This is a genomic window from Escherichia sp. MR, from assembly GCF_005280595.1.
GTDB classification, from domain to species: domain Bacteria; phylum Pseudomonadota; class Gammaproteobacteria; order Enterobacterales; family Enterobacteriaceae; genus Escherichia; species Escherichia ruysiae.
Map to the genome: position 1 here is coordinate 1 of NZ_SZVK01000113.1, position 2780 is coordinate 2780.

Here is a 2780-nt window from a genome sequence, read left to right on the forward strand (position 1 = left end):
TGATAGAAACAGAAGCCACTGGAGCACCTCAAAAACACCATCATACACTAAATCAGTAAGTTGGCAGCATCACCGATAGCCGTATTCTATTTCTCTTCTATTTCCGTTTTATTCTGACCGGCGGCTCGCAAATCTCACCTAAATAAGGTTCAACCAGCGTATAAAGACGAACCATTTCAGCCAAAGAATCCATGCCTAAGTGTTTTTGCATATTGGCTCGATGTACTTCAACCGTTCGGGCAGAAATAAAAAGATTTTCAGCAATTTGCTGATTTGTTTTTCCATCGGCCAACAAAGTTAAGATATTGCGTTCACGACCGGTTAATTGCTCATAACGGCTGATGTACGTTTGGCGCGCTTTTTCTGCTGCTGACCAAATTAAAGCGTTTTTCACGGCACGTAACAGATGTTTTTGATCGACCGGCTTTTGCAGAAAATCAACGGCTCCTTGTTTCAAGGCATCAACGGCCATCGGAACATCGCCGTATCCGGTCAGAAAAACGATACCTAAAGTGCTTCTGGTTTGGCTAAGCAATGTTTGCAGCGTTTGACCACCCATTCCCGGCATGCGGCAATCCAGAATTAAGCAACCGGTGTCCGTCAGGCACTCAATATGCCGTTCACTCCACTGTAAAAAAGCTTCGGCGGAGGAGAAGCACTGAGTTTGATATCCTTCACCTTGCAGAACAAATTCAAGGGAATCCAGAACGGATTCATCATCATCAACAATGTATAAACGCTGTATTTCTGACATGCTGAACTCCGTTATTTATGGTTGTGGTAGAGAGTGAAGATAACAGATGCTTCGCATCCGCCGTCAGGATGGTTTTGTAGTAAAAATGTACTGCGATGTGACTCGGCAATTTCTTTACAGATAACTAAACCAAGGCCTATTCCGTCCGCTTTTGTTGTGACAAATGGCGTCATAAGTTCTTCCAGTGGCAGTTGTAAACCTGCTCCGCGATCTCTGACGGTTAAATGTGCCTTGTTTTCTGTATATAACAGATTGATCGATACGCTGCAAGCACCGGCCTGAGCGGAAGCATCAATTGCATTAGTAAATAAATTAACCATTAATTGTTCTATTCCTGCTTTATCTGCCTTCAGAAGCATCTTTTGCTTATCGATATGTAAAATTAGCTCTACTTGTTTTGATTTTGCATAGATCTCAACAAGTTTTATTGCCTGCTGCAGAATAATTGCCAGATCCTGAGGCGTTTTTTGTATAGCCTGCTTTCTGAGTAATTGACGGAAACGATCGACAACTTGATTAATTCGGATAACCTGATGGCGAATTTTATCCAGTAACACATCAATATCCGTGGAGTGGTCACCGCGTTTTCGGCGCGATAGTTCACCTTCAGCATACAGATGAATCGCGGACAGCGGCTGACTTAACTCATGCGCTAAACTTGAGCCCAGTTTATTGACCAATGCCCGACGTTGAGCATATTGCAGATTCTCTAACGCTTGCTGTAGCGAAAGGGTACTTTTACGATATTTCATCCTCAGGAAAATGTATTGAAGCGGCAAAATAATTAAGGCGATACCGATGACGATCAGCAGGTAGTAACGGCTCTTAATCCACTCCCATAATTTAATCCACCAGGGCTGTTCCAGAGGATGTATTCCTAAATCTTTAAACAATCGATCCAGTTCCGCCTGACTTTCAGGAACTGTCCATCCCAGAGATTGTGCAGCTTTTGCGACTTCGGATTGGCTAGGAACCGCTAATAATGCGGTGAGAATCTTTCGTCCCAACGTTCTGTCTGCCGCGCCGGTCATGGCAAAACTCCAGTTAGGATAAAGACGAGTAGAAACCTGACAGCCAAAGGAGTCGGGCGCGATATTGTTTAATGCCCGGAGTGCTTTTTCTTCCAACTGGTGTTTTTCTATCATTGATTCAACGAGGCAGACCGGCAAAATAGCGGCCTGAATTTTCCCGGCTAATAAAGCCTGAACAACGGATTCATGAGGATAACCGATTTCCTGTACATGAGAGAAATAACGATTGCTGACACCCATTTGGTGCAACTCTCTTTCCATTGCCATAAAACCACCGAATGCCTGACGATGAGCGGTACCGATGGGCTTACCGGATAACTGTAATAGATCGGTAAACGGGCTATTTTCTTTGACCCACATAGCCGAACCTGTTGCGGTAGTTGTTCCGCCCTGCATTGGGCTGATTAATGTCGCCATCCAGGATAAAGAGTGAACCCTACCGATACGGATACTTTCTGATGGATTAACAATGATAAATTGCAGATTTTGTTGACTAATTTCGTGCTGTAACTGAGATAAAGGCAGCGGAATTAACCGGAAATCATACTCTGGTATTTCTTGTTTTAACCAATTGATTGTTGGTTGCCATTTTTCTCTGGCTTCAGTCATTCCCCGATCGGCAAAAACACCAATAGAAATCAGATGCTTTGTTGGCTCGTTTACCGGTTCTGCACTGATAACTGCGATGGATTTCATCATAAAAAAAATGAGCATTCCAAAATATATCAATGACTTCATTATGCTGTTTCCTGTTTTTATCTGTCATGAAAGATATTTCTTGGTGTCAGGCATTTGCTTACATGGTTAATTTCTGAAAACGTAAATCAGTCTTTCAAGCTTATCGCTATCGGCATATCTGCTTGCCGCCGGTCTGATGTTATTCTTTCTGCTATTATCTAGAGCTATATTATAGGGGTAAGCGGGTGATGCTGCCAACTTACTGATTTAGTGTATGATGGTGTTTTTGAGGTGCTCCAGTGGCTTCTGTTTCTATC

Annotated in this window: 2 protein-coding genes; both read right to left on the reverse strand. The window is 43.1% G+C overall.

Annotated elements, in window-relative coordinates:
• Nucleotides 1-97: 97 nt before the first annotated feature.
• Entirely contained in the window at nt 98-754 is a 657-nt protein-coding gene (locus FC814_RS22355) for a response regulator transcription factor (RefSeq protein ID WP_104725380.1), read from the reverse strand.
• An 11-nt stretch (nt 755-765) separates the two neighbouring features.
• Nucleotides 766-2523: a sensor histidine kinase gene (locus FC814_RS22360; protein ID WP_072664353.1), complete on the reverse strand. Its 1758-nt coding sequence runs from the start codon at nt 2521-2523 to the stop codon at nt 766-768.
• Nucleotides 2524-2780: the final 257 nt, after the last annotated feature.